We start from the raw sequence: 23,974 nt of genomic DNA on the forward strand, positions 1-23,974 counted from the left end.
GGGAATCGCCGAACGGGCCCGACCCATCATCAGGAGTGCGCGATGACGACGAACGAGAACGCCCTGCCGAACGTGCCGAGCGTGACGGCCGTACCCAAGGCACCGACCGCGCCCGGCCTGCTGCCGCTGACCGATGACGGCGAGCTGAATCCGCTCGACAACCACGCTTCCGGTGGCGAGACGAAGCCGCTGGACAACCACGCCTCGGGCGCCGACACCAAGCCGCTCGACAACCACGCCTCCGACGAGGAACTCCGCACGATGGACAACCACGCGTCGGGGCCGCGTCCGTAGGGACGCCCACACGTCCGGTCCTCACCCGTCACAGGGGGTCACGGGTAAGGGCTGACGAAGGTACGGGGGACGGCGGTCGCGATGGCCCGGAGGGGGAGCCATCGCGGCCGCCGCGTACGTGTGTCCGCACCCGGATCCGCGCGGGCGGCCGTACCCGTCGTACGGGCGGGCGGGCCGTCGTACGGGCGGGCGGGCCGTCGTACGGGTGGCTCGCGGGGAGCCGTGGCGGTCAGCCCCGCTGGAGCAGCCGTTCCACGCCGCGCGCCGCCTCCAGCAGGGCCGGGGCGTACGCCTCCAGCTCCTCGCCCGAGGTCAGGAAGGTGACCGTGCTCAGGCCCAGCCCGCCGATGGGCGCGCCGTCGCGGTCGAAGACCGGGGCGGCCATGCAGCGCACGGAGACCTCGTTCTCCTCGTGGTCCAGCGCGTAGCCGCGGGCCCGCACCGCGACCAGCTCGTCCGCGAGGCGCTCCACCGTGGTGATGGTCCGCCGGGTCATCGGCGCCAGCCCGGTCGCGAGCGCGAGCGCCTCGACCTCCGCGCCGGGCAGGTGGGCCAGGACGGCCTTGCCGATGGCGCTGGCGTGCAGGGGCAGCCGCGTACCGACGCGGGTCGAGGTGCGGAAGGCCCGGTCGCTCTCGGCCTTGCGGACGCAGGTGAGGCCGCTCCCGCCGTCGTAGAGGGCGAGGTGGACCGACTGGCCGGTGCTGCGCTGGAGGAATTCCAGCAGCCGCACGATGCCCTCGGGCCGGTCGGCCCCGACCTGGGCGGCGAGCGTGCGCAGCTGGAGGCCCATGCCGTAGCCGCCCTCGCCGTCGGTGACGGCGTAGCCCTGCTCGACCAGGGAGACCAGGACCCGGTAGGTGCTGGACTTGGGGACGCCCGAGGAGGCGGCCACCGATCCGAGCCGGTGCGGGCCGCCGGGAGCGGCCAGCGCCTCCATGATCCGCAGGGTCTTCTCCAGCGCACTTCCGGCCGCCGGGGCGCGGTCGGCCGACCGCGGGGCCGCCACCCCGGTCCGTATGGCATTCACCACGAAATCCTCAAGAATTGGCAAAGTCGTCTGTTTCACCCTACGACACGCACCGCGGGCTCCCGGGCGGGCCGAAGGACCCGAAATGCCGGTCCCTACGGCGTTAGGCTGAGCCGGTGTTCACCACCGAGGGTCCGAGCGTGCGCGAGCTGGCCGTACAGGCCCTGTCCTCCGTCGAGCGGGGTTACGACCTGCTCGCACCCACCTTCGACCACACCCCCTTCCGCACCCCCGACCGGATGCTCGACGCCGTCGAGGAGACCCTCGCCCGGCACGAGGGGTCCTTCGGCGCCGGGCTGGACCTGTGCTGCGGCACCGGGGCCGGGACCGGGATGCTGCGGCGGCTGTGCCGGGACCGGGTGACCGGGGTCGACCTCAGCGGCGGGATGCTGGAGCGCGCCCGGCTCGCCCACCCGGGCGGGGCAGGGGAGGCCGGCCGGGGCGGTCCGGACGCGCCCGAGTTCGTACGGGCCGACGTCCTCGCCCTGCCCGCGGGCTTCGCGGACTGCTACGACCTGGCCGTCAGCTTCGGCGCCTTCGGGCACTTCCTGCCCGCCGAGCGGCCCGCCCTCTTCGCCGCCGTGCACGGCGCGCTGCGTCCCGGCGGGCTCTTCGCCTTCCCCATCGGGGCCCCCTCGGCCCCGGGCTCGGCGGCCTGGTGGGTCACCGCCGGCTTCGACGCGGCGATGCGGGTGCGCAACGCGGTGTGGCGGCCGCCCTTCGTCATGTACTACCGGACCTTCCCGCTGGGCGCGGTCCGCACCGACCTCGCGGCGGCCGGCTTCGCCGTGGAGACGGCGCCCCTGGAGCACTTCGGACGCCGCCCGCGCGACGGCAGGCCGAACTGGCGGCTCGTCCTGGCCCGCAAGGCGGCCTGACGCCCGGCCGCGGCGCGGCGGCGCCCACGACCGGGCGCGACCGCCGGCCCGTTCACGACCGGGCGCGCAGCTCCGTCTTGAGCACCTTGCCGCTCGCGTTGCGCGGCAGGTCCGCCACGAACTCCACCGACCGCGGCACCTTGTAGTTCGCCATCTCCCGGCGCGACCAGGCGATCAGGTCGTCCGCGGTCAGCGTCGAGCCGGGTCGGCGCACCGCGTACGCCCGGCCGACCTCGCCCAGCCGGGGATCCGGTACGCCGATGACCGCCACATCCGCTATGTCCGGGTGCAGGCCGATGAGTTGCTCGATCTCGGCCGGATAGGCGTTGAAGCCGCCCACGATGAACATGTCCTTGATCCGGTCGGTGATCCGCAGGTTCCCCGCCGCGTCCTGCACCCCGACGTCACCGGTGCGCAGCCAGCCCTCGGGGGTGATGGCCCGCGCGGTCTCCCCGGGATCCTCGAAGTACCCCCGCATGACGTGGTGCCCGCGGACCCAGACCTCGCCCGCCTCCCCCGCGGCCCGCGCGCCGCCCTCCGCGTCGACGATCATCACCTCGGTCCCGGGGATGGGCCGACCCGAGGTGGCCGCGATGGTCTCGGCCGGGTCGCCGCGGCGGCACATGGTCACGATGCCGCTGGCCTCGGAGAGCCCGTAGGCCGTCAGGACCGTGGCGATCCGCAGCTCGCCGCGCAGCCGTTCCACCAGCCGCAGCGGGACCACGGCGGCGCCGGTCACCACCAGGCGCAGCGCGGAGAGGTCGTGGTGGTCGCGGGAGGGGTGGTCGAGGATCGACTGGTGCAGGGTGGGCGGACCGGGCAGGACGGAGATCCGCTCGGCGGCGACGTTGGCGAGGACGGTGTCCACGTTGAAGACGGGTTGCGGCACCATCGTTGCCCCGCGCATCAGGCAGGCGATGATGCCCGCCTTGTAGCCGAAGGTGTGGAAGAACGGGTTCACGATCAGGTAGCGGTCGCCCTCGCGCAGCCCGGCCAGCTCGCTCCACACCTGGTAGCAGCGCAGGGTCTGGGCGTGCGTGATGACCGCGCCCTTGGGGCTGCCGGTGGTGCCCGAGGTGAAGATGATGTCGGAGGGGGCGTCGGGGCGCACCGCCTCGGCGCGCGCCCGCACGGTGTCCGCGGTGACGGCGTCGCCGCCCGCCAGGAAGTCCTTCCAGGTGCGGAAGGACTCGGGGGCGTCGTCGGCGAGGACCACGACGTGCTCCAGGTGGGCCAGCCCGGGCAGCGGACCGCGACCGGGGCCCTCGGCGGCGGCGCGGCGCAGGGAGGCGACGTAGGAGGTGCCGAGGAAGGTGCCGGTGACGAAGAGCATCCGGGCCCGGCTGCGCTCGAGCACGTACGCCGCTTCCGCGCCCTTGAAGCGGGTGTTCAGCGGCACGAGCACCGCGCCCGCCGAGACCGCGCCGAGCGCGGAGACGATCCACTCCAGGGTGTTGGGGGCCCAGACCGCGACCCGGTCGCCCGGCTCCAGACCGGCGGCGATGCAGGCGGCCGCGGCGCGCTCGACCCGCTCGCCGAGCTGCGCGTAGCTGATCCGGGACCGGCCGTCGACGACGGCCTCCCGCGCGCCGAACCGGTCGGCGGCGTCGCGGACCAGCCCGCCGATGGTGCCCCAGCGCACGTCACCGCGCAGGTCGCCGGGCAGCTCCGGACCACCGGGACCGCCCTCGTCCCCGCCGTCGCGCAGGTGCTCTTCCGCTTCCTCGCCCATCGCACGCCCCTCACCCGTCGTCGTCGCCCGTGAACCAGTAGCTGACTGTTCGTCAGATTAGCTGTACCCTTCGCGGCTGTCAGTACTGACGCACCCCGGAGGTGGCGATGGCGGCAACGCTCAAGGACGCTACGGCGATAGTCGGCATCGGGCAGACCCCCTTTGCCAAACGACTGCCGCAGACCGAGAAGGAGTTGGCCTGCCGCGCCATTTTGGCGGCACTCGCCGACGCGGGGATAGCCCCCTCCGAGGTCGACGCCTTCTCCTCCTACACGATGGAGGAGACCGACGAGGTCGAGGTCGCCAAGGCCATCGGCGCCGGCGACGTGACCTTCTTCTCCAAGATCGGCTACGGCGGCGGCGGTTCCTGCGCCACCGTCGGCCACCTCGCCGCCGCCGTCGCCACCGGGCAGGCGAGCGTCGGCGTCGCCTGGCGCTCGCGCAAGCGCGGCTCCGGCCCGCGCCCCTGGAAGAACACGGCCGTCCAACTGCCCACCCCGGGCCAGTGGACCCGCCCCTTCGGCCTGCTGCGCCCGGCCGACGAGATCGGCATGCTGGCCCGCCGCTACATGCACGAGTACGGCGCCACCCGCGACCACCTCTTCAACGTGGCCCTGGCCTGCCGCAACCGCGCCAACCAGAACCCGGCCGCGATGATGTACGAACGCCCGATGACCCGCGAAAGCTACATGACCGCGCGGATGATCAGCGAGCCGCTCTGCCTCTTCGACAACTGCCTCGAAACCGACGGGGCGTTGGCCTGCGTGATCGTCTCCGCCGAACGCGCCAGGGACTGCCGCCAGAAGCCCGTCTACGTCCACTCCGTGGCCCAGGGCCTGCCCGCCCAGCACCACGGGATGGTCAACTACTGGAACGACGACCCGCTGACCGGCCCCGCCTGGACGGCGGCCCGACACCTGTGGAAGCAGGCCGACTTCGGGCCCCAGGACGTGGACGTCGCGCAGATCTACGACGCCTTCACCCCCCTCATCCCGCTCTCCCTGGAGGGCTACGGCTTCTGCGAGCGCGGCGAGGGCGCCGCCTACACGGAGGGCGGGGCGCTGGAGATCGGCGGGCGCCTGCCCATCAACACCGGTGGCGGCGGACTCAGCGAGGCCTACGTCCACGGCTTCAACCTGATCAACGAGGGCGTCAAGCAACTGCGCGGGATCTCCACCGCCCAGGTGCCGGACGCCGCGACCTGCCTGGTGACGGCGGGCGAGGGAGTCCCGACGTCCGCGATCCTGCTGAGGAGCTGACCGCCCCATGACCACCACCGCCGCCGCGGACGCTTCCCCCTCCCCGGGCACGAACTCGACCACGGAATCGACCGCGAACTCGACCACGGACACGGCCCCCGACCCGGCCGCCGACCCGGCCGCCGAGGGGCTGCTGCTGCCCGTCCCCGACGAGGACGGCGCGCCCTTCTGGGAGTACGCCGCCCGGGGCGAGCTGCGCATCCAGGCCTGCGCCGCGCCCGGCTGCGGCGAGCTGCGCTTCCCGCCGCGCCCGTGCTGCCCGCACTGCCAGTCCTTCGAGAGCGAGTGGCGGCTGATGAGCGGCCGGGGCCGGGTGTGGTCCTTCGTCCGGCCCCATCCGCCGCTGCTGCCCGCCTACGCCGCGCAGGCCCCGTACAACGTGATCCTGGTCGGGCTGGCCGAGGACCCCCGCATCCGGCTCGCCGGGAACCTGGTCACGACCCCCGACGCCCCGCTGGACTCCCTGGACCCGGCGCGGCTGCGGATCGGGGCGAGGGTCCACGTGGCGTTCACCGTGCAGGACGGCGTGAGCGTGCCGCGCTGGCTGCTGGAGAAGTCGTGAGCGTACGGGTCGAGCGGGACGAGAAGACCGGCGTCGCGGTCGTCACCCTCGACCGGCCGGACCGGCACAACGCGGTCGATCTGGATACGGCCGCCGAACTGTCCGCCCTGTGGCGGGAGTTCCGCTTCGACGAGGGCGTGCGCGCGGTGGTGGTGACCGGCGCCGGGCACGCCGCCTTCTGTACGGGCATCGACCGCTCGGTGGAGGTGGCGCAGCCCGCGTCCCCGTACTCCATCGACGACCCGATGATCGCGATCGGGCCCAAGGCCAACGACCTGTGGAAGCCGGTGGTCGCGGCGGTCAACGGGATGGCCTGCGGCGGCGCCTTCTACCTGCTGGGCGAGGCGGAGTTCATCGTCTCCTCGACCAGCGCGACGTACTTCGACCCGCACACCGCCTACGGCATGGTCAGCGCCTACGAGGCGATCTACATGGCGCAGCGGATGCCCTTCGGGGAGGTCGCCCGGATGTCCCTGATGGGCACGGCCGAACGGCTCTCCGCGCAGCGCGCGTACGAGATCGGGCTGGTCTCCGAGCTGGCGGAGCCCGCGGAGCTGCTGGCGGCGGCGGAGCGCTCCGCGCGGACCCTGGCGGGCTTCCCGACCGGGGCCGTGCAGGGGACGGTACGGGCGCTGTGGGCGGCGAAGGAGGCCGCGCGGGCCCAGGCCCTGGCCCAGGCGCCCCATCTGATCGCGCTCGGCAACCTGCCGCCGGAGCGGCAGGCCGAGCTCTTCGGCGCCCGCCCGCGCTCCACGGACTTCCGCGTCCGCTGAATCCCGGGCCCGTGGGGCCCCGGTTACGAGACGGTGCCGATCCGGCAGGTGCGGACCTTCGCCGCGTCGCCGGGGGTGCGCATCGGCACGGTGACGGTCCGGGTCTCGCGCGCCTTGAGCGTGACGGTGGCGGAGCCGTAGTCGTCGCCGCTCACGCCCTCGGCGCTGCTGAGCACCGGGACGGTGACCGTACGGGTCACGTCGACGTCGGAGGTCACCCGGACGGTGGCCGTGGCCGAGGCGGGCCCCGCGCAGCTGACGACGACGGCGTGGGCGGGCGGGCCGGACTTGCTGGGCTTGGGCGTGGGCGACGCCGTGCCGTTCGAACCCGAGCCGCCACTGCTGCTGGACCCGCCGCCGGTACCGCCGGAGGTGCTGGTGCGGTGGCCGGACTTCGAGCTGGAACACCCGCTCCCGCCGCTGCTCTTGTGCTTCCCGCTCGAAAACCCGGTCAGCGCGCACACCACGGCGACCACGACGACCCCGAACCTCATACGACGTGCCAACACGGCGCGTTCCCTCCCCCGGACGACGGCGCGTCACGCTACCAGGCACTTACGTGCCGCATACGGGGCCGTACGGCGGCGTCCCGGCATGCGGGCCGGGCGGCCCCGACGTAGCGTCGGGGATCAGGACCCACCCCACTCCCCGGAGGCCGGGCATTGATCCGCAACGCAATCGGTTCCCTGCTGGGCCTCATCGGAGCGGCGGCGGCCGTGTGGAGCCCCTTCCGCGCCTGGTACGACGGGCGGCACGGGCGCGACTACCGCCTGAGCGACCTCTTCTCCGGCTCCGGCATCGACCCCACCGCCACGTCCGGCGCCATGACGTCGATCCTGCTGGCCTTCCTCGTCGCGGCCCTGATCACTCTCGCCGCGGTCGTCCTGCGCTCGCGCGTCCTCATGGGCCTCGCCGCGCTCGTGGTCATCGGCATCACCGTGCTGTGGATGGTCCGCCAGGGCCAGGCCGTGGGCAGCCTCTCGGTCGGCGGTGAGGGCACGGGCCTCGGCGTGGGCGTCGCGAACGCCTTCGGCGGCGGCGCCCTCCTGATCCTGGCCACGGCCGTCATGCGCGGCCGCCCCCGCCGCAGAACCCGCGCCCCGGCCCCCTACGAACCCCTCGACCTCCCCCCGGTCGCCCCGACGAACACCGCTTGGCCCCCGCCCCCGGACCGCACCTAGGGCGTGCGACGGAAGAATTTCCGGAGCGGCCGTGGGGTCGCTTGGCTGTGGTGCGGCCATCGCGAACTATGTGCTGGTTGCAGGTGCGAGGCTGGGGTCGTGGGCGCGCCTGGCGCGCGTGGTCTTCGTCGACTCCAGCATTCCGGCCGATGGGGAACCGTTCATCGCCTCCTGGCCGTACGGCGGTGCGGCGATGAGGGCATCGATCGCCGAGAACGGGGGATTCTGGCCGATCGCGCCCGCGACCCACTTCGAGGGCCACGGCCTCACCGAGGAGCAGATCGCACGGATCGTTCACGGCTAGACGCCGCACCCGGGCGCGACCCTGACCGAGGCCGCCGAGCTGGCACTGCCGCGCGGTGACCTCCCGGCCCCTCGAACTGGCGCGGATCCTCCTCGACACCGCCGGGGAGTGACCGCCCACCGCCAACTGGGCGCGGACCGGCACTCCGTGACTCCCTGTCGGGCCCGCATGGCATCCTGATTCGCACACGCACGCTGCGAACGTTCGTGCCAACGGGGGGAGTGAGAGGTATGTCGGTCACCGTGCCGGACTGGGCGGACACGCTGCTGGACCTCATCGGCGTGGCCTGGCCCAATGTCGACGAGGACGCCTACCGCGACATGGCGGACGCGCTGCGGGAGTTCGCGGAGGACCTCGAGGACGACGGGCAGCTCGCCAACAACCACTTCGAGCGGCTGCTGTCCTCCGGCAAGGGCGAGTCCATCGAGGCGCTCAACGCCCACTGGAACACCGTCAAGGGCAAGCACTTCAAGGACATCGCCGGGGCCGCCCGCACCATCGGCGGAGCGATGGACATGGCCGCCGGGGCGGTCGAGGGCATGAAGCTCGCCGCCCTCGTCCAGCTCGGCTACCTCGCCGCCGAAGCCGGGATCGCGATCTCGCTGATCCCCGTCACCGGCGGCCTCTCCGCCCTGATCGGCGCGGGCGCCATGCGCGCGACCCAGGAGGTCGTCAAGCGCCTGATCAAGGAGTGCGTGGAGGAGGCCGTCGGCTACATCGTCTCGGCGCTCACGGAACCCGCCGTCTCGGCGCTGGAGGAGATGGCGGCCGACCTGGTCGTGCAGCTCGGCGCCATGGCCATCGGCCTCCAGGACGGCGTCGACCTCGGCCAGACGAAGAAGGCCGGCCAGGACGGCTTCGACAGCGGGGTCCAGGGCGGCAAGGAAGCCATGCACCTCGCCTCCGCGGGCGGCGGCGGCGCGGGCGGCGGCACGGGCCTGGTCGACCTCCAGATCGACCACGCCGAACACGACCGCGCCGGCAGCCAACTGAACACCGTCAGCACCAGCATCCACGGCAAGACCACCACCAAGCTCACCAAGGCCAAGTCCCACCACGGCCGCACCCGCGGCCGCGACTCCATCGCCCGGGCCATAGACCCCATCGCCGACAAGGCCATGACCGCCCTCACCAAGGCGACCAAGTCGATGGGCGACCACGTCGGCCAGACCCTCCCCAAGGCCGTCAAACAGATCTCCACGGACCACAAGAACAACGACGACGCCATCCGCGACCGCATCAACCGCCAGAAGGGCGACCGCGTCCACGAGGGCAAGGGCGGCGGCGGCCGCGACGACCACGGCGGCGGCAAACCCCCCACCGGCGGCAACGGCGGCCCGCCCTCCGAGGACGGCCCCAAGGGCCGCCGGATGGAACCGCAGCCCCCGTGGCACGGCCGGACCAGTGGAAAGATGAAGCACCACCGGCGGGACGTCCTGGAGGTGGACCACCTGCCCGAGGCCGACCAGCGCAGGCTCATGGTCGACGAGGCCAGGAGGCTCGCCGACGACGCGCAGAACCAGCCGCAGTCGAACCCGTATCCGGACGGAAAGCACCGGCTCAAGACCGCCTGCGCCGGATCGCTCCTGCACGACGGCGTGCTCACGGTGCATTCGAGCAGCACCGCCACCGGCGGTTCGACGACGCATCCGCACCCCGCGATGCAAGGGATCCTGGACCAGGTGGAACGGGACCTGACCGCCGAGAACCAACCGACGGGAACGGGTCACGGCAAGTGCGCGGAGATCTCGCTGATATCCGACCGCCTGCACCAGATCGATCCCACGGGAACGAAGATCACCACGCCCGCCCAGGTCCAGGAAGCGATGCGCGGCTCACTCGTCTATTCCTTGCAGATCGGCGACTTGCGCCCCGGGGAGGGGCAATTGTTCCATGGGGACTACAAACCGCCCTGCAGGTCCTGCAGCAGAGTGCTGCCCCTCGCCGGAGTGACCGCGCACCACTGAACAGGAGGATGGAGTGGCAAGACTGACACCCGCCGAGGTCGAGGCGGCGCTGACCGAGGTGGGTTGGCACCCGGGGCGGGACATCGGCGACGAGGTGCCCGCTTTGCTGCGCGTCGTCACCGAGAAGTACGCGGCCGAGGGATTTCCCCTGGAGCCGATCCCGACGGCGGTGGCATTCCTCAGGGAGTACGGCCTGCTCAAGCTCACCATCCCGGGCGAACCGACGGCGACACTGGTCCTCGCCCCGCACTGGATCTACGAGGAGAGCGGCGAGGACGTTGCCGAATTCGCCGGCAATCTGGGCGTGAAGGTGTTCCCCGTCGGCTACGAGACGTTCGACGGGTCGATGCTCCTCGTCGACGAGAGGGACCGCTTCTTCCTGCTGCACCACACGGGAAGCTATTTCGCCGGAAACGACAAGTACGAGGCGGTCAGCTGCCTGCTGCGCGGACCGCTGCAGGACGCGGAGGATTATTTTGTCTGACGGAATTCCCGGCGTGGCCGCCTCGCTGCTCGTGCGGGGGGCCGTGGTCAGCCACACCAACCTCAGCGGCGACGGCGAACCGCAGCTGCACCCCGCCGTGCAGGGGTTCTTCGACGCGCTCCCGGCCGCGCAGCGCGAGCCGTTCATCGGGTACTGCGCCGAATCGGCCCTGGTGTCGGACCAGTTGTACGCACTCGACGCCGAGCGCGCCGACGGCCGCACCGGCACCCTCGACGAGGCGCTGGCGCACTTCGCCGGCGCCGCGATCGTCGCCCGGAAGATCCGCCCCCACGGCGACCCCGAGCACGGCACGGAGGCCGAGGTCTGCCGCTCCTGTTCCGCGCTGCTCGACCACCTCGGCGTCCACATCATCCATGACCGGTGACACCGCTCCCGCGCCCCTGACCGCCGCCGGCTGGCGACCCGGCCGGGATGCCGGCCAGGCCGCGATGCTGGCCGTCCTCGCCACCGCCCCGCTCGGCCCGTGGGAGCTGTTCCCGGCGGCAGAGAGCGCGCTGCGCGAGTTCCACGGGCTCCGGATCGCGGCCACCGGCCCGGGCGTCGACGTCGCGCCCACCGGATGCCTCGTCGACCCGGGGGAAGCCCGGTACGGCGCGGCGCCGCTGCGCCGGATCGCGCAGGCCGTCGGCCTCCGCGTCTTCCCCTTTGGGCGCACCGACGCCGACGGCCTCCTCGGCGTCGACGAGCTGGGCCGACTGTTCTGCGTGGACCACGGCGGCGCCCGGCTGCTCGGGGAGACCGTGCGCGACGGGCTCACCGCCCTGGCCGAGGGCCGCGCGCCCGTACGGCTGACCGCCAGGCGCCGCGAGTGGCACCTCGACGCCCGCGCCTACGGCGACGCCGCGGATCCGGTCCGTGTCGCCGCGCGGGCCGCTCTGGTCGCCGTGTACGTCCTGCACGCGCACGCCGCCTTCGCCGCGCGCGAGGTCCGCCTGCGCGCCACCACCCTGCGCGGGGTCGGCGTACTCGCGGTCGACCGGGCGTTCCCCCTGCACCCCGGCCCGCTCCAGGACAGCGCCGATCCGCTGGCCGCAGCCGTGGCGACCGCCGTGGAAGCCGCGGGCCTCCGCCCGCAGGGCGCCGAGCTGACGTTCTCCGTACCGGCCGCCCCGACCCCCGGGCAGCTGGAGTGCGCCGTCACCGTGGGCACGGCGGGCACCCCGGCGCCGCGCCTGACCCTGACGGCGGGCCCGGGCGCCACCATCGGACGCCCGGCAGCCCTCTTCACGGCCTGCGCCACCGCCTTCGACCGCCAGATCGGCGCGCAGGGCGGGTCGCCGCGCGGGCCGTCGGCGGACGCGGAGGACCACTTTGTCTGACGGGCCCCACCCGCACCCAGTCGTGCCGGTGCTCATGAGACCGCCCGCGCCGCCGCGAGAGGCGGGGGCCCGGCTCCGCGGCCACGGCCGGAACCCGGTTCCGCGCCGCACGGCCGAGGCCGACCGGCTCGCCGCCGCCCGCGTCGGGGACGGCGCCGGGCGGGGGTCTTCGCCGCTGCCCCGGGTCGCGGTACGGGAATCCGTCAGCCGCCACGACCACCGCGCGGGCCGGCCGTGCCGAGACTGAAGACCCCTGAGGACGTCGAGGCCTGGTTCCTCCGGTACGGCTGGTTCCCCGGCCGGAACATCGGAAGGCGGGCCGACGACCTGGTCGCGGAGGTGATCGCCGAATACCGCGCCGAGGGCGTCGACCTGTGCCCCCTGGAGCCGGCCACCGCCTTCCTCCGGGAGCACGGCCTGCTCCGCCTCGTCATCTGCCCGCGCAGGGGCGACTCGATCGTCTTCGAGCCCGCGAAGACGTGGCCCGGCGATCCCGCCGACGTACGCGCACTCGCCGACCTCCTCGGCGTCGAACTGTTCCCCATCGGCTACGACACGTCCGAGGGGTCCTCCGTCCTGATGGACGGGCGCGGACGGTTCTTCTGCGTGCACGAGACGGGCAACTACTACATGGGGGCCGACCGGGCCGAGGCCTTCATCAGCCTGGGGAACGCCCCCATGCGGGACGCGGAGGAATTCTCCGCCTGACCCCGGCACGGGCCGCCGGCGGCGGCCCGGCCCCGATACGGCGGCGGCCCCGCCCCCTGGTGGGGGCGGGGCCGGCGTGCCTGGGGGCCTGGGGCCTCCGGGGGACTGACTACTTCTCGACGACGCCGGAAGCGGCGATCTCGATCTTGGCGCGGGTGGCGCCGGACTGGGAGCCCAGGGCCTCGATCTTCTCGACCAGGTCCGAACCCTCGACGACCTCGCCGAAGACGACGTGCTTGCCGTCGAGCCACGGGGTGACGACGGTCGTGATGAAGAACTGCGAGCCGTTGGTGTTGCGGCCGGCGTTCGCCATCGACAGCAGGAACGGGCGGTCGTGCTTCAGCTTGAAGTTCTCGTCCTCGAACTTCTCGCCGTAGATGCTCTTGCCACCGGTGCCGTTGTGGTTGGTGAAGTCACCGCCCTGCAGCATGAACTGCGGGATGACGCGGTGGAAGCCCGAGCCCGCGTAGCCGTAGCCGTGCACGCCCGTGGCCAGCTCGCGGAAGTTCGTGGCGGTCTTCGGGACGACCTCGTCGAAGAGGTTGAAGACGATGCGGCCAGCGGCCTCGCCGTTGATGTTGATGTCGAAGTAAACGTTGCTCATGGGGTCCATCCTGTCACTCCCGGTGCCGTGCGCGACCCGGCGGGGCCGCAGTGCCTCACCCGTGCAGGTCAGGCGCCCGTGCGCGTGCCCGTCCCCTTCGCCGCGTCCAGGGCGTACACGCAGCGGTCCTTGCTGCACGCGTACACCACCCCCGCCTCCGCCACCGGCGAGCCGGTGATCTCCCCGCCGGTGGCCAGCTTCCAGCGGAGCTGGCCGCCCGCCGCGTCCAGCGTGTACAGGCAGTGGTCCGCGGAGCCGAAGTGCACCCGGCCGTCGGCGACCGCCGGGGACCCGGTGATCTCGCCGCCCGCGGCGAAGCGCCACTTCGGGGTGCCGGTGACCGCGTCCAGGGTGTAGAGCGCGCTGCCCGCGCCCAGGTGGACGTTGCCGTGCGCGACGATCACCGGGTCCGGGGACTGGCGCGGCTCGGTGGCGATCCGCCAGCGGTCCGCGCCGGTGGTGGCGTCGAGCGCGTACACGGTGCCCAGGTAGTCCACCAGGTACACGCCGCCGCCCGTCACCGCCGGGCCCGGCGCGAAGGCGGGCGGGGCCATGAAGACCGCGGGGGCCTCGAAGTGCCAGCGGACCCGGCCCGAGGCCCGGTCCACCGACAGCACCCGCGAGCCGGCCGCGACGTACACGTTGCCGTCGGCCGCCGGAGCGACCCGCACGGGGACGTTCCCGCAGGAGGCCGCGTCACCGATCGGGTACGACCAGGACTCGCGGCCCGTACGGGCGTCCAGCGCGCGCAGCCGGGCGTCCTGCCAGACGTACACCGTGCCGTCGTGCAGCGCCGGAGCGCCCTCCGGGGTCTCGAAGTCGCTCTGGGCCCCGGTCAGCTCCCACAGCTTCTGGCCGTTGGCGGCCTCCCAGGCCTGTACGCCGCCCCCGCGCGTCGCGGTGACCACCGTGCCGCGGTCGGCGCGCAGCGCGTACACCCAGGCGTCGGTGGACAGGCGCCAGCGTTCGGAGCCGTCGACGGAGTCCAGCGCGTAGAGCGAGGGACCGTCCGAGGCGTGGATGCGACCGTCGGAGACGGCCATGGACCAGGCGACGTCCCGGGTCTTGAACTGGCGGCGGCCGCTGGCCACGTCCAGGGCGTGCACCTCGAAGGAGGAGACGTACAGCAGCTCGCCCGCGACGGTCGGGGTGCCCCAGACCTCGTTGGACATGCGGAAGCGCCACGGCCGCCAGCGGCCGCTGTCCGGCGCCGGGCCGGGGCGCGGCACCCCGGCGGTGTCCGGGAGCGCGCCCGGGGAGACCCGGGAGGGCGGGACGGACCCGCCGGAGGGGGTCGCGGAGCCGCCGGGCGGGCGGACCCACCCCGTGGCCGAGTCGGCGCCCGCGGGGGCCGCCGCCAGCGCGGCCACGGCCACCCGCGGCCCGGGACCGATCGGCACCGGCGAACCGCCGAGCCGCACCGGCTCGCCCGGCAGCGGAGCCATCGGCGGGTGCTCCGGGCGCGGCGGCGGGGCCTGCCCGGTGCGCGGGTCGGCCCAGGGGTCGGAGCCGCGCGGCGGGGTGGTCCGGCGCTGGTGGGTACCGGCGCCGCGGCCCGCGGATTCGCGGCCGCCCGCGCCGGGACCGGGACCGGGTCCACCGGCCGCGCCGCCGCGGGCCGCCGCACCGGATCCGGGCGTACGGTGGCCCACCGCGCGCCGGGTCTCGATCATCGCGACGGCCCGCGGGGGCAGCCAGGCCGAGGCCGTACCGCTGTCGTCGCCGACCTCGCCCACGGCGAAGAGGTGCGGGGCGAGCTGGGCCTGGAGGTCGGCCGGGGTCGGCCGGTTCAGCGCGTCCATCTGCATGCACGAGTCGATCAGCGGCCGCAGCTCGTCCGGCAGCCCGTCCAGGTTCGGTCCCTCGCGCAGCAGCATGAAGACCGTCTCGACCGGATTGGCCCCGTGGTAGGGCGGGTGTCCGGTGGCGGCGAAGACCAGGGTGGAGCCGAGCGAGAAGACGTCGCTGGCGCCCTTGACGCTGCGCGAGTCCTTGGCCTGCTCGGGCGACATGTAGGCGGGCGTGCCGACGGCGACGTTCGTCATGGTCAGACGGGTGTTGGAGACCCCGCTGGCGATGCCGAAGTCGATCACGCGCGGCCCGTCCTCGACGACCAGCACGTTGGACGGCTTCAGGTCGCGGTGGACCAGGCCGGCCCCGTGGATGGACTGGAGCGCCTCGGCGATCCCGGCGGCCAGCCAGCGGACGGCCTGGGCGGGCATCGGCCCGCACTCGTTGACGATCTCCTCCAGGGAGGGCGCCGGCACGTAGGCGGTGGCCAGCCACGGGACGGCGGCGCGCGGGTCCGCGTCGACCACGGCGGCGGTGTAGAAGCCGGACACGGCGCGCGCGGCCTCGACCTCGCGCGTGAAGCGCACCCGGAAGAGCTGGTCCTCGGCGAGTTCGGTGCGCACGGTCTTGATCGCGACCCGTCGTCCGGACGCCGACCGTGCGAGATAGACCAGCCCCATGCCGCCGGCGCCGAGCCGTCCCAGCACCTCGAAGGGGCCGATCCGTCTCGGGTCGTGCTGCGTCAGCTGTTCCACCACTCGCCTCACACCTCCCCGTACGGACCTGCGACGGCCCGTTTCCGCCGGCGTCCCCGCCGGCCCCGTGCAGCGTCTCACTCCCCGGGCACCCGCCCGGGGGTCGCGCATGCCGATTCTGTCAGGCCCGCGCCGGGTCCGGGCCCTGGCTCCGCCGAGGCTCCGGCACCGGCTACGTCACACTTCGCGCCCGCGGCCGCCCGGCGGCCCGCCCCCGGCCCCCCGGGTCACGGCTGAACGTCGGGTTCCGCCAAGAGGGCGAAGACGGCGCCCTGGTTGTCGGCGACGACCGCGATCCGGCCGTAGGGGGTGTCGAAGGGGTCGGCCGTGATCCGGCCCCCCAGGCGGCGTACGGTCGCGGCGGCCGCGTCGCAGTCCCGGACGGCGAAGTACACCAGGAAGTGTGCCGGCATGGCCTCGGGGAAGGCGTCGGTGATCAGGCTGCGCCCGACGACGGCGGTGGCCGGTCCGGGGACGCTGCCGGGCGGGGACCAGGTGCGGTAGTCGGTGCCCGCGTCGTCCTGGTCCTCGGCGACGTAGCCGAAGACGTTGGTGTAGAAGACGTCCACGGCGTCGCGGGCCCGGGTGTACAGCTCGGTCCAGCAGTACGAGTTCGGCTGCTGCTGGACCTCGAAGCCGTCGTGGGTGCCGGGCTGCCAGAGCCCGAAGACCGCGCCGCCCGGGTCGGCCGCCATCGCGGCCGTGCCGTACGGGCCCACGGCCACCGGGTCGGTCACCAGCTGCCCGCCCGCCGCGCGGATGCGGGAGGCGGCGGCGTAGGCGTCGGAGGTGTGCAGGTAGACGCCCCAGACGGTGGGCATCCGGCCGTCGGGCTTGGGCGCGAGGGCGGCCACGTTGCGGCCCTGGTGGTAGGCCTGCGTGTAGTGCCCGTAGGCGGCGCCCGCGCTGTCCCCGAAGGTCCAGCCGAAGAGTTCGCCGTAGAAGCGCTTGCCCGCCTCGACGTCCGGAAGGGAGGCGTCCACCCAGCAGGGCGTGCCCTCCGAGAATGCGGCCATGGACCCTCTTCCTTCCGATTTCATGCGGTGCCATACGGTGTCATGCGGTCTCGCACCACATGCGCCAGTCTGCCCCTCCGGCCATGATCCCCCCGACAACTTGTCCACAGCCTGTTGATAAGACTATTCGGGGGACGGCGCGGGGCGGGCGGCGGGCCGGGTGCCCGGGTCGGCGCGGAGGCGGCCGCGGGGGCACGGCCGGGGTGCGGCCGGATTCCGCCCCCTGGACGCAGTACGCGCAGGCCACGCACCGGTAACCCCATTTGCAGGCGGCCGAATCGCGCGCCGATCACCCCTCGGTAAGCTGACGGCATGACAGGACAAGTACGCACCGTCGACGGCCGCGTGGCCGGTCGGCGCGGCCAGGCGACGCGGCAGAAGCTGCTCGACTGCCTCAGCGAGATGCTCAGCTCCTCGCCGTACCGCGACGTCAAGGTGATCGACGTCGCCCGCAAGGCCGGCACCTCCCCCGCGACCTTCTACCAGTACTTCCCGGACGTCGAAGGTGCCGTCCTGGAGATCGCCGAGCAAATGGCCAATGAGGGCGCCCAGTTGACCGCGCTCGTCGAGGGTCGGGCCTGGGTCGGCAAGGCCGGCTGGGCCGCCGCGGAGGAACTCGTCGAGGGCTTCCTGGACTTCTGGCGGCGCAACGACGCGATCCTGCGGGTCGTCGACCTCGGCGCGGCCGAGGGCGACAAGCGCTTCTACAAGATCCGCATGAAGATCCTGAATTCGGTCACCAACTCCCTCACCGAATCGGTGAAGGAGCTCCAGGCGAAGGGCAAGGTCGACAAGGACGTCAGCCCTGCCGCGATGGCCGGTTCCCTGGTCGCGATGCTCGCCGCGGTGGCCTCGCACCAGAAGGGGTTCCAGACCTGGGGCGTGAAGCAGGCCGAGCTCAAGCCGAACCTGGCGCTGCTCGTCCACCTCGGCATCACCGGCAAGAAGCCCACCCGGTAGCGGCGGACCCCCAAGGGTCCGCCGCCCCGGCGGTCACCGCTCCAACTCCCGTTCCTCCGGCCCGATCAGCGACGCTCCAGCCGGAACAGTCGGATCTCGCGCTCGATGCGCGCCTGGTACGCCGCGTACGGCGGCCAGAACTTCAACGCCGCCTGCCACGCCGCCACGCGCTCCTCGCCCTGGAGCAAACGGGCCCGTACGGCGATGTCCTGGCCCTTCCAGCTGACGTCGGCGTCCGGGTGCTTGATCAGGTTCCCCGTCCAGGCCGGATGGCCGGGGCGACCGAAGTTCGAGCCGATCAGGATCCAGCTCGCCCCGTCCTGCTCCGGCATGCACGCGAGCGGCGTGGTGCGCGGTTCGCCCGTCTTGGCGCCCTTCGCCGTGAGGATCACGCCGGGCAGCATCTGCGCGCTCAGGATCACCTTGCCGCGCGTCAGCTTGTGCACCGCCTTGTCCATGGCGGGGATGAAGTGCGGTGCGATCTTGGCGAAGAGGAGGGTCGAGGAGACCTTCTGCATGAGTTTGACGCCGGGAGCCATCAGACGGCCACCCTTTCTCTGCTCGGCGCCGGGCCGGTGGCCCGCCCCTGCGGGGCGAAGAGACCGGCCCGGTCTGCGGCGTGCGCGCGCAGCCGGTGGACCGGCCCGAAGAGCAGCTCGTCGGCCGCCGCGCGCTTGAAGTACAGGTGGGCGTCGTGCTCCCAGGTGAAGCCGATCCCGCCGTGCAACTGGATGGCCTCCCCCGCGGTCACGCGCAGCGCCTCCAGGGCCTGGGCGAGCGCGAGTGCGCCCTGTTCCGGGTCCCAGGCGGTGTAGTAGGCGGCCGACCGGGCGGCCTGGACGCGGACGTACAGGTCGGCCAGCCGGTGCTTGACCGCCTGGAACGAGCCGACGGCCCGACCGAACTGTTCGCGCTGGCGCACGTACTCCACGGTCCGCGCGAGCGCCTGCCCGGCCGCGCCGACCGCCTCGGCGGCCAGCACGGCGGCCGCGCCCCGCCCGGTGGCGGCCAAGGCGCGTGCGATGTCCGCGCCTTCGCCGGATCCGCCGACGCCGCGGACGCCGCCGTCACCGCCGTCGCCGTGGTCGCCCCCGAGCAACTGCGCCGGGGTGTCGCGCAGTTGGACGCGCGCCTGCGGCCGGGTCTCGTCCAGGGCCGCCTGCCGGGACCGTACGAGCCCGGGCGCGTCCGCCCGTACGAGGAACAGCAGGACGCGGCTGCGGGCGAAGCCCCCGGCATGGGCGGCGACCAGCAGGACGCCCGCGCTGTGCCCGTCCAGGACCTGGGTGGCCTCCCCGTACAGGCGCCACCCCTCCTCCCCCTCGGGGCGGCGGGCCTGCACCCCGCCGGCCCGGCCGCCGCCCGCCCACTCGCCGCCGGTGTTGTCCGCCGTGAGCCCCAGGGCCGTGGACAGCGCGGCGCCGGGGACGGCGAGGGCGGCGGTCAGCGTGCCCGCGGCGAAGCCCGGCAGCAGGGCGGAGCGCTGGGCGGGGCTGCCCAGCGCGGTGACCAGCGGCGCGGCGAGCACGGCGGTGGCCAGCAGCGGCGAGGGGAGCAGGGCGCGCCCGGTCTCCTCGCAGGCCAGGACCAGATCGGCGGGGGCGCAGCCGACGCCCCCGTACTCCTCGGCGACGGCGATGCCCGGCAGCCCGAGCTGTTCGGCGAGCCGCTGCCACAGCTCCGGGTCGTATCCGGTGTCGGTGCGGACGGCGGCCTTGACCTCGTCCGGACCGCAGCGTTTGCCCAGGATTTCGCGCAGGGTGCGGCGTATCTCTTCCTGCTCCGCGGTGAAGGCGGCGTCCATCGTCGGGCTCCTCCCCAGATCTGACGGGCCGTCATGTTAGGCCGGAGGGGCGCAGATGCACAGAGGGGCGGCGACCGCATCACCCACTAGAAACTGACGCGCCGTCAGTTGTACCGTCAGCCCATGCCTGGACCCCTAGCTGTCTCCGCAGCCACCTCCGCGCCCCGCCGCCGGGTCGCGGTCGCGGGCGTCGCCCTCTCGGACTGCGGCCGGGTGGACGGCCCCACCCCCTACGCCCTGCACGCGCAGGCCGCGCGCCGCGCGCTCGCCGATTCCGGGCTGGAGCGCTCGGTCATCGACGGCTTCGCCTCGGCGGGCCTCGGCACCCTCGCACCGGTCGAGGTCGCCGAGTACCTGGGACTGCGCCCCACCTGGGTGGACTCCACCTCGGTCGGCGGCTCGACCTGGGAGGTGATGGCGGCCCACGCCGCCGACGCCATCGCGGCGGGCCACGCCAACGCCGTGCTCCTCGTCTACGGATCCACCGCACGCGCCGACATCAAGGCGCGCCGACGCACCTCCAACCTCTCCTTCGGTGCGCGCGGACCGCTGCAGTTCGAGGTGCCGTACGGGCACACGCTCGTCGCCAAGTACGCCATGGCCGCCCGGCGGCACATGCACGAATACGGCACCACGCTGGAGCAGTTGGCCTCGGTGGCCGTCCAGGCCCGGGCCAACGCCGCGACCAACCCGGACGCCATGTTCCGCGACCCCGTCACCGTCGAGGAGGTCCTCTCCGGCGACATGATCGCGGACCCCTTCACGAAGCTGCACTGCTGCATCCGCTCGGACGGCGGCTGCGCCGTCCTGCTGGTGGCGGAGGACCTGGTGCCCGACACCGCGAAGGCGCCGGTGTGGGTGCTCGGCACCGGCACGGCCGTCTCGCACACCACGATGTCCGAGTGGGACGACTTCACCGTCTCCCCGGCGGCCGTCTCGGGCCGACTGGCCTTCGAGCGCGCGGGGGTGACCCCGGCGGACGTCGACGTCGCCGAACTCTACGACGCCTTCACCTACATGACCCTGGTCACGCTGGAGGACCTCGGTTTCTGCGCCAAGGGCGAGGGGGGCGCCTTCGTCGAGAAGGGCCGCCTGCTGCGGGACGGGGAACTCCCGGTCAACACCGACGGCGGCGGCCTCTCCGCCTGCCACCCGGGCATGCGCGGCCTCTTCCTCCTCGTCGAGGCGGTGCGCCAGCTGCGCGGCGAGGCGGGCGCCGGGCAGGTCCGCAAACCGGGCGACCGCCTCCCGGAAATCGCCCTCGCCTCCGGCACGGGCGGCTGGTTCTGCTCCTCGGGGACGGTGATCCTGGGGCGCTGAGGCGCGTACCTCGGGGGCGGCAGCGGGGGCGGGCGCCCGCGCACCCGGGGACGGCAGCGGGGCGGGCGCCCGCCCCTGGTGTTCGATGGCCGCATGACCACCGATGACGAGTTCCGCGAGATCCTGCACTCCCTGCGCGTGTGGGACACGGACGAACTGCCAGCCTTCGACCCGGACGGCGCCCCGGCCGCACCGCTGGCGCTCTTCCACGACTGGTTCGCGCACGCCGCCGCGGCCGGGCAGATCGAGCCGCACACCATGACGCTGGCCACGGTCGACGCCGAGGGGCGCCCCGACGCGCGGACGGTGATGCTGCACGACGCCGACGCCGCCGGGTGGCACTTCGCCTCCCACGCCACCAGCGCCAAGGGCCGCCAGCTCGCGGCCCGCCCCGAGGCCGCGCTCGGCTTCTACTGGCCCGCCGTCGCGCGCCAGGTCCGCATCCGCGGCCGGGTCGGCGCGGCCGGCGCCGCCGCGAGCCGCGCGGACCTCTCCGTACGCTCGCGCGGCGCGCTCGCCGCCGCGCTCACCGGACGCCAGAGCGAGGTGCTCGGCTCCCTGGACGAGCTGGCGCGCGCCTCGGCCGCGGCGTGGGAGCGGGCCGCCGCCGAGCCAGACGCCCCGGCCCCGACCTGGACGCGGTACGTCCTGGACGCCGACGAGGTCGAGTTCTTCCAGGGCGACGCCCGGCGCCGACACGTCCGGCTCCGCTACCGCCGCACGCCCGAGGGCGCCGCCTGGACCCGCGAACTGCTCTGGCCCTGAGCCCGGGGCGCGCCGGTCCGTCGGCCACCCGGCGGACGGGCGATGGACGGACGGGTGATGGACGGACGGGTGACGGACGGGCGGGTGACGGACGGGTGACGGACGGATGGACAATGGACAGATGTCCATTTACTCTGGACACCTGTCCATCATTGGGCTGCCCATCACGGGATCGACATCGGGAGAGGACGGACCGGACCGTGCACACCACCGCGCAGGTACTCGTCGGACTCGTCGCACTACTGCACGCCTACATCCTGGTCCTGGAGATGTTCCTGTGGGAGCGGGCCCCGGGCCGCGGCCTGTCCGGCTTCGACGCCGCCATGGCCAAGGCCACCGCCCCGCTCGCCGCCAACCAGGGCCTGTACAACGGCTTCCTCGCCGCCGGCCTGGTCTGGGGCCTGATCGCCGCCGACCCCACCGGCTACCGCGCCCAGGTCTTCTTCCTCGCCTGCGTGGTCGTCGCCGGGGTGTACGGCGGCCTCACCGCCAACCGCCGGATCCTCCTCGCCCAGGCGCTGCCCGGCGCCCTGGCCCTGGCCGCCGTCCTCGTCGCCGGGCAGAGCGCCTGATGGGGCCGCGGCCCGCCGGCGACCCGCGGACCGCCCGGACCCGGGAACGGCTGCACGCGGCGCTGCTCGCGGAGTGCGCCGAGCGGCCGCTGCGGGAGATCTCGGTGGCGATGCTCGTCCGGCGGGCCGGGGTCGCCCGGGCCACCTTCTACCTGCACTACACCGACGCGCAGGACCTCGCCGTGGACGCGTGCGCCGAGACGGTACGGGAGGCGGTCGAGGCACTGCACTCCTGGCGCGGGACCCCCGACCCGGCGGCCCCGCCGCCCGCGCTGACCGCCTTCTTCGCGAGCGTGGCCGACGGCGCCCGCACCGACCTCTACCGCACCCTGCTGCACCCGGGCGGCGGCGGCCCGCTGGGCGACACCCTGCACCGGGAGCTGCGCGAGCGCAGCCTGACCGAGCGCACCGCGGCGGGCGGCGCCGCCCCGGAGCTGATCGCCTCGGCGGTGGCGGCCACCTTCACCGGGGTCCTGGCGGACTGGGTCCACGGCCTCCTGACCGGCTCCCCGCACGCCCTGGCGACCGACGCGTGGCGGCTCCTGATCGTCCTCCACCGCCACGGCGCCCCGCCCCCGGCCACCGGGGCCCCCACCGGGCCGCGCCCTTAGACGGAACCGCCCGCGGGCCGGAACACCGCCACGGAGACCGCGTCCCCGCCCTCCCCCTCGACCCGGAAGGCGACCTCCAGCGGCATCCCGACGCGCAGGGCGTCCGCCGCGCAGTCGACCACCTCGGTCATCATCCGGGGCCCTTCGGCGAGGTCGACCACGGCCGCGACGTAGGGCACCCGGGCGCCGAAGGGCGGCAGGTCGTTCCGGTGCACCACCGACCAGGTGTAGAGGGTCGCCCGGCCGCTCGCCGGCTCCCAGGCCACCCGGTCCTCGCCCGCCCAGCAGTGCGGGCAGAACTCGCGCGGGTAGTGGTGGACCCGCCCGCAGTCGGCGCAGCGGCGCAGCAGGAGCCGCCCGTCGGCCGCCGCGTCCCAGTAGGGGCGGGTGAAGTCGTCGACCTCGGGCAGGTCGAAACGGGCGGCGCCCGCGGCCCGCGCCCCGCTCACAGGAAGAGTCCGATCGCCGCGTCGAAGGACCAGACCTGCCAGCTCATCGTCACCAGCGCGACGAAGGAGATGAGCGCCATCATGGCGTTCTGCCCCTGCTCGGCCCAGTCGTGGATCATCAGCACCAGGTACAGCAGGTTCAACAGCAGGCCCGCGACCAGCGCGACGGGCGTGAGGAATCCCGCGACCAGCCCCAGCCCCAGGGCGAGTTCGGCGTAGACGACGACGTACGCCATCACCTTCGGCCGCGGCTTGACCACCGCGTCGAAGCCGCCGCGGACGAAGCCCCAGCGGTGCTTGCCCGCGACGTCCGCCGCCCAGGCGATGCCCGTGCCGCGCTCGAACCAGCCCTTCTTGTCCTTGTGCCGCCAGCTCTCCAGCCACCACAGGCCGAGGCCGATCCGGAGCACGGCGAGCCATTCGGCCCCACTGAGCCAGACGCTCTGCATGCGGCAGTCCCTCCACCCTCAACAACCAGCCCTATCTGATGGTACGTCAGTTCACCGGATGCGCCGCCTTCCCGCAAGGGCCCGCACACCAGCAGGACGCTCCGGCGCCCACCCACGGGGCACACCGGGACCGCACCCGCGACCGCGCGGTCCCCGCGCCCGTGACCACACGGACCCCCCGCCCGCCACCACGCAGCCCGGCACCGCCGCCACGCAGCCCCGCGCCGCCACCGCGCCGGGGACCGGCGCCCGTGACCGATCCGGGACCGCGCCGCCACCACGCCGGGACCGCCACCACCGACCGATCCGGGACCGCGCCGGGACCGGCGCCCGTGACCGATCCGCAACCGATTCCCTCCTCGTCCG

The 23,974-nt window shown here is 73.9% G+C and carries 27 protein-coding genes and 1 pseudogene; 18 read left to right on the plus strand and 10 right to left on the minus strand.

Annotated elements, in window-relative coordinates; all coding sequences use genetic code 11:
• Positions 1 to 42 precede the first annotated feature (42 nt).
• The gene (locus ACFWAR_RS09535; RefSeq protein ID WP_354381806.1) at positions 43 to 294 is read left to right on the plus strand and encodes a hypothetical protein; all 252 of its coding nucleotides are present in this window, start codon (positions 43 to 45) and stop codon (positions 292 to 294) included.
• Positions 295 to 523: 229 nt separating this feature from the next.
• Here ACFWAR_RS09535 and ACFWAR_RS09540 read toward each other — a convergent pair whose 3' ends face one another.
• A complete protein-coding gene (locus tag ACFWAR_RS09540) occupies positions 524 to 1,324 on the minus strand; it encodes an IclR family transcriptional regulator (RefSeq protein WP_385774842.1) in 801 nt (266 codons plus the stop codon).
• A 116-nt stretch (positions 1,325 to 1,440) separates the two neighbouring features.
• Between ACFWAR_RS09540 and ACFWAR_RS09545 the strand changes: the two genes are divergently transcribed.
• A complete protein-coding gene (locus tag ACFWAR_RS09545) occupies positions 1,441 to 2,202 on the plus strand; it encodes a class I SAM-dependent methyltransferase (RefSeq protein WP_385774844.1) in 762 nt (253 codons plus the stop codon).
• A 52-nt stretch (positions 2,203 to 2,254) separates the two neighbouring features.
• On the opposite strand, the gene ACFWAR_RS09550 is transcribed toward ACFWAR_RS09545, so the two are convergent.
• The gene (locus tag ACFWAR_RS09550) at positions 2,255 to 3,856 is read right to left on the minus strand and encodes a FadD3 family acyl-CoA ligase (protein ID WP_385774969.1); all 1,602 of its coding nucleotides are present in this window, start codon (positions 3,854 to 3,856) and stop codon (positions 2,255 to 2,257) included.
• A gap of 185 nt (positions 3,857 to 4,041) precedes the next feature.
• Here ACFWAR_RS09550 and ACFWAR_RS09555 point away from each other — a divergent pair, with 185 nt between their 5' ends.
• The 3 genes from ACFWAR_RS09555 to ACFWAR_RS09565 all read left to right on the plus strand — a co-directional run bounded on the left by ACFWAR_RS09555 (position 4,042) and on the right by ACFWAR_RS09565 (position 6,528).
• Complete coding sequence (locus ACFWAR_RS09555) at positions 4,042 to 5,193, plus strand: lipid-transfer protein (protein ID WP_354381799.1); 1,152 nt, start codon at positions 4,042 to 4,044, stop codon at positions 5,191 to 5,193.
• A gap of 130 nt (positions 5,194 to 5,323) precedes the next feature.
• Entirely contained in the window at positions 5,324 to 5,755 is a 432-nt protein-coding gene (locus ACFWAR_RS09560) for a Zn-ribbon domain-containing OB-fold protein (RefSeq protein ID WP_385774971.1), read from the plus strand.
• Positions 5,752 to 6,528, plus strand: coding sequence for an enoyl-CoA hydratase/isomerase family protein (locus tag ACFWAR_RS09565; RefSeq protein WP_385774846.1), 777 nt, complete (start codon positions 5,752 to 5,754; stop codon positions 6,526 to 6,528). Before ACFWAR_RS09560 ends, ACFWAR_RS09565 begins: the two co-directional genes overlap by 4 nt.
• A 23-nt stretch (positions 6,529 to 6,551) precedes the next feature.
• Here the strand turns inward: ACFWAR_RS09565 and ACFWAR_RS09570 are convergent, their stop codons facing one another.
• Positions 6,552 to 7,037 carry a hypothetical protein gene (locus ACFWAR_RS09570; RefSeq protein WP_385774848.1) on the minus strand — a complete coding sequence of 162 codons (486 nt, stop codon included), beginning with the start codon at positions 7,035 to 7,037 and terminating at the stop codon, positions 6,552 to 6,554.
• Positions 7,038 to 7,190: 153 nt separating this feature from the next.
• Between ACFWAR_RS09570 and ACFWAR_RS09575 the strand changes: the two genes are divergently transcribed.
• The 8 genes and pseudogenes from ACFWAR_RS09575 to ACFWAR_RS09610 all read left to right on the plus strand — a co-directional run bounded on the left by ACFWAR_RS09575 (position 7,191) and on the right by ACFWAR_RS09610 (position 12,512).
• Positions 7,191 to 7,709: a hypothetical protein gene (locus ACFWAR_RS09575; protein ID WP_385774850.1), complete on the plus strand. Its 519-nt coding sequence runs from the start codon at positions 7,191 to 7,193 to the stop codon at positions 7,707 to 7,709.
• A 31-nt stretch (positions 7,710 to 7,740) separates the two neighbouring features.
• Complete coding sequence (locus tag ACFWAR_RS09580) at positions 7,741 to 8,013, plus strand: hypothetical protein (protein ID WP_385774852.1); 273 nt, start codon at positions 7,741 to 7,743, stop codon at positions 8,011 to 8,013.
• A gap of 230 nt (positions 8,014 to 8,243) precedes the next feature.
• Positions 8,244 to 9,350 (plus strand): annotated as a pseudogene (locus ACFWAR_RS09585) (type IV secretion protein Rhs); the annotation flags it as partial.
• Between the two features lie 141 nt (positions 9,351 to 9,491).
• The gene (locus ACFWAR_RS09590; RefSeq protein WP_385774973.1) at positions 9,492 to 9,980 is read left to right on the plus strand and encodes a YwqJ-related putative deaminase; all 489 of its coding nucleotides are present in this window, start codon (positions 9,492 to 9,494) and stop codon (positions 9,978 to 9,980) included.
• Positions 9,981 to 9,993: 13 nt separating this feature from the next.
• Positions 9,994 to 10,464: an SUKH-3 domain-containing protein gene (locus ACFWAR_RS09595; RefSeq protein WP_385774854.1), complete on the plus strand. Its 471-nt coding sequence runs from the start codon at positions 9,994 to 9,996 to the stop codon at positions 10,462 to 10,464.
• Positions 10,457 to 10,849 carry a YwqJ-related putative deaminase gene (locus tag ACFWAR_RS09600; RefSeq protein WP_385774856.1) on the plus strand — a complete coding sequence of 131 codons (393 nt, stop codon included), beginning with the start codon at positions 10,457 to 10,459 and terminating at the stop codon, positions 10,847 to 10,849. The genes ACFWAR_RS09595 and ACFWAR_RS09600 overlap by 8 nt, the downstream gene beginning before the upstream one ends.
• Positions 10,839 to 11,804, plus strand: a complete 966-nt coding sequence (locus ACFWAR_RS09605; protein ID WP_385774858.1) for an SUKH-3 domain-containing protein — start codon at positions 10,839 to 10,841, stop codon at positions 11,802 to 11,804. Before ACFWAR_RS09600 ends, ACFWAR_RS09605 begins: the two co-directional genes overlap by 11 nt.
• Before the next feature lie 234 nt (positions 11,805 to 12,038).
• Entirely contained in the window at positions 12,039 to 12,512 is a 474-nt protein-coding gene (locus ACFWAR_RS09610; RefSeq protein WP_385774860.1) for an SUKH-3 domain-containing protein, read from the plus strand.
• A gap of 109 nt (positions 12,513 to 12,621) precedes the next feature.
• Here ACFWAR_RS09610 and ACFWAR_RS09615 read toward each other — a convergent pair whose 3' ends face one another.
• The 3 genes from ACFWAR_RS09615 to ACFWAR_RS09625 all read right to left on the minus strand — a co-directional run bounded on the left by ACFWAR_RS09615 (position 12,622) and on the right by ACFWAR_RS09625 (position 16,678).
• Positions 12,622 to 13,116 (minus strand): peptidylprolyl isomerase, encoded by a 495-nt coding sequence (locus ACFWAR_RS09615; RefSeq protein ID WP_385774862.1) that lies wholly within the window; start codon positions 13,114 to 13,116, stop codon positions 12,622 to 12,624.
• Positions 13,117 to 13,184: 68 nt separating this feature from the next.
• Entirely contained in the window at positions 13,185 to 15,665 is a 2,481-nt protein-coding gene (locus tag ACFWAR_RS09620) for a PQQ-binding-like beta-propeller repeat protein (RefSeq protein ID WP_385774864.1), read from the minus strand.
• 224 nt (positions 15,666 to 15,889) lie between these two features.
• On the minus strand, positions 15,890 to 16,678 hold the full coding sequence (locus ACFWAR_RS09625) for a VOC family protein (protein WP_385774866.1): 789 nt from the start codon (positions 16,676 to 16,678) through the stop codon (positions 15,890 to 15,892).
• Between the two features lie 312 nt (positions 16,679 to 16,990).
• Here ACFWAR_RS09625 and ACFWAR_RS09630 point away from each other — a divergent pair, with 312 nt between their 5' ends.
• The gene (locus ACFWAR_RS09630; protein WP_354381786.1) at positions 16,991 to 17,638 is read left to right on the plus strand and encodes a TetR family transcriptional regulator; all 648 of its coding nucleotides are present in this window, start codon (positions 16,991 to 16,993) and stop codon (positions 17,636 to 17,638) included.
• Between the two features lie 65 nt (positions 17,639 to 17,703).
• Here ACFWAR_RS09630 and ACFWAR_RS09635 read toward each other — a convergent pair whose 3' ends face one another.
• Positions 17,704 to 18,177, minus strand: a complete 474-nt coding sequence (locus tag ACFWAR_RS09635) for a nitroreductase family deazaflavin-dependent oxidoreductase (RefSeq protein WP_385774868.1) — start codon at positions 18,175 to 18,177, stop codon at positions 17,704 to 17,706.
• A complete protein-coding gene (locus ACFWAR_RS09640; RefSeq protein WP_385774870.1) occupies positions 18,177 to 19,442 on the minus strand; it encodes an acyl-CoA dehydrogenase family protein in 1,266 nt (421 codons plus the stop codon). The genes ACFWAR_RS09635 and ACFWAR_RS09640 overlap by 1 nt, the downstream gene beginning before the upstream one ends.
• Before the next feature lie 123 nt (positions 19,443 to 19,565).
• Here ACFWAR_RS09640 and ACFWAR_RS09645 point away from each other — a divergent pair, with 123 nt between their 5' ends.
• From ACFWAR_RS09645 to ACFWAR_RS09660, 4 genes are all read left to right on the plus strand, one after another.
• The gene (locus ACFWAR_RS09645) at positions 19,566 to 20,762 is read left to right on the plus strand and encodes an acetyl-CoA acetyltransferase (protein WP_385774872.1); all 1,197 of its coding nucleotides are present in this window, start codon (positions 19,566 to 19,568) and stop codon (positions 20,760 to 20,762) included.
• 93 nt (positions 20,763 to 20,855) lie between these two features.
• A complete protein-coding gene (locus ACFWAR_RS09650) occupies positions 20,856 to 21,527 on the plus strand; it encodes a pyridoxal 5'-phosphate synthase (protein ID WP_385774874.1) in 672 nt (223 codons plus the stop codon).
• Positions 21,528 to 21,727: 200 nt separating this feature from the next.
• On the plus strand, positions 21,728 to 22,099 hold the full coding sequence (locus ACFWAR_RS09655; protein ID WP_385774876.1) for a DUF1304 domain-containing protein: 372 nt from the start codon (positions 21,728 to 21,730) through the stop codon (positions 22,097 to 22,099).
• On the plus strand, positions 22,099 to 22,710 hold the full coding sequence (locus tag ACFWAR_RS09660) for a TetR/AcrR family transcriptional regulator (protein ID WP_385774878.1): 612 nt from the start codon (positions 22,099 to 22,101) through the stop codon (positions 22,708 to 22,710). Before ACFWAR_RS09655 ends, ACFWAR_RS09660 begins: the two co-directional genes overlap by 1 nt.
• Here the strand turns inward: ACFWAR_RS09660 and ACFWAR_RS09665 are convergent.
• Together ACFWAR_RS09665 and ACFWAR_RS09670 are read right to left on the minus strand one after the other, a co-directional pair.
• Positions 22,707 to 23,159 (minus strand): Zn-ribbon domain-containing OB-fold protein, encoded by a 453-nt coding sequence (locus ACFWAR_RS09665; RefSeq protein ID WP_385774880.1) that lies wholly within the window; start codon positions 23,157 to 23,159, stop codon positions 22,707 to 22,709. The genes ACFWAR_RS09660 and ACFWAR_RS09665 overlap by 4 nt on opposite strands.
• Positions 23,156 to 23,608, minus strand: a complete 453-nt coding sequence (locus ACFWAR_RS09670) for a DoxX family protein (protein ID WP_385774882.1) — start codon at positions 23,606 to 23,608, stop codon at positions 23,156 to 23,158. The genes ACFWAR_RS09665 and ACFWAR_RS09670 overlap by 4 nt, the downstream gene beginning before the upstream one ends.
• Positions 23,609 to 23,974: the final 366 nt, after the last annotated feature.

The sequence above is a fragment of the Streptomyces sp. NPDC059917 genome, assembly GCF_042730635.1.
Lineage (GTDB): Bacteria > Actinomycetota > Actinomycetes > Streptomycetales > Streptomycetaceae > Streptomyces.

Bases quoted from the DNA above. Each gene is read 5' to 3' on its own strand.
- ACFWAR_RS09670 (WP_385774882.1), bottom strand. From the start codon at position 23,608: ATGCAGAGCGTCTGGCTCAGTGGGGCCGAATGGCTCGCCGTGCTCCGG.
- ACFWAR_RS09650 (WP_385774874.1), top strand. From the start codon at position 20,856: ATGACCACCGATGACGAGTTCCGCGAGATCCTGCACTCCCTGCGCGTG.
- ACFWAR_RS09645 (WP_385774872.1), top strand. From the start codon at position 19,566: ATGCCTGGACCCCTAGCTGTCTCCGCAGCCACCTCCGCGCCCCGCCGC.
- ACFWAR_RS09615 (WP_385774862.1), bottom strand. From the start codon at position 13,116: ATGAGCAACGTTTACTTCGACATCAACATCAACGGCGAGGCCGCTGGC.
- ACFWAR_RS09635 (WP_385774868.1), bottom strand. From the start codon at position 18,177: ATGGCTCCCGGCGTCAAACTCATGCAGAAGGTCTCCTCGACCCTCCTC.
- ACFWAR_RS09640 (WP_385774870.1), bottom strand. From the start codon at position 19,442: ATGGACGCCGCCTTCACCGCGGAGCAGGAAGAGATACGCCGCACCCTG.
- ACFWAR_RS09535 (WP_354381806.1), top strand. From the start codon at position 43: ATGACGACGAACGAGAACGCCCTGCCGAACGTGCCGAGCGTGACGGCC.
- ACFWAR_RS09625 (WP_385774866.1), bottom strand. From the start codon at position 16,678: ATGGCCGCATTCTCGGAGGGCACGCCCTGCTGGGTGGACGCCTCCCTT.
- ACFWAR_RS09605 (WP_385774858.1), top strand. From the start codon at position 10,839: ATGACCGGTGACACCGCTCCCGCGCCCCTGACCGCCGCCGGCTGGCGA.
- ACFWAR_RS09555 (WP_354381799.1), top strand. From the start codon at position 4,042: ATGGCGGCAACGCTCAAGGACGCTACGGCGATAGTCGGCATCGGGCAG.
- ACFWAR_RS09590 (WP_385774973.1), top strand. From the start codon at position 9,492: ATGGTCGACGAGGCCAGGAGGCTCGCCGACGACGCGCAGAACCAGCCG.
- ACFWAR_RS09630 (WP_354381786.1), top strand. From the start codon at position 16,991: ATGACAGGACAAGTACGCACCGTCGACGGCCGCGTGGCCGGTCGGCGC.
- ACFWAR_RS09660 (WP_385774878.1), top strand. From the start codon at position 22,099: ATGGGGCCGCGGCCCGCCGGCGACCCGCGGACCGCCCGGACCCGGGAA.